Annotated in this window: 1 protein-coding gene; it reads left to right on the forward strand. The window is 44.9% G+C overall.

Features of this window, described 5'->3' with window-relative positions:
* Positions 1-559: DUF4114 domain-containing protein (locus P5683_RS25565; RefSeq protein WP_315641266.1), on the forward strand; the 559-nt coding region annotated here is incomplete at its 5' end.
* Positions 560-651 lie beyond the last annotated feature (92 nt).

Raw genomic sequence — 651 nt, forward strand, 5'->3', positions numbered from 1 at the left:
TTTCAACCATGAAGTGAAAGTGCATTTCCTCAGTGAGGGTGCATGGTATCGCAACCAGTTAGGTGTTTCTGCTACAGGCGCTACCACCATATCAGACACTATTCTATTTGATGATATTGTCTGCCTAACTAGCAGTTGCTCAACTCATATCGGTTATCGAAATTCTGGCAACGACCCAACCGCTAATGCTTTACAAGCAGGTGATTTTGTCAGCTTGGGTACAGTTAACGGAGGAACTACCCTAGACTTTTTCCTAAATTCCGATGGTTATGGACGCAGCAACCCCACTCGTTTATATGTTGACTCCAGCCGGAACAGAAATGGATTCCAACAAGTGATGGCCTATGAACAATCTGGCTATCTGGTGTTAGCTTTTGAAGATATCGTCGGTGGTGGTGACAGAGACTATAATGACGTTGTGTTTGCCCTTGATATCGGCAAGAAAAATATGAATGCCATCAGAGGTGTGCAAGTTCCTGAACCTACTATGGTGTTAGGACTCCTAGCAGTTGGCGCGGCTTTCTCCCTTGTCAGTCGCAAAGGTGAACAAAAGTCTTAGGCGCGAATTTAACTCGGAAATATTGTCCATATCTCCTGTTATAGCATTAGTCAAGGTGGTTAGGACGCAGCTTTGAGAACGGAATCCATGGG

It is taken from the genome of Limnospira sp. PMC 1279.21 (genome assembly GCF_032349615.1).
GTDB lineage: Bacteria > Cyanobacteriota > Cyanobacteriia > Cyanobacteriales > Microcoleaceae > Limnospira > Limnospira fusiformis.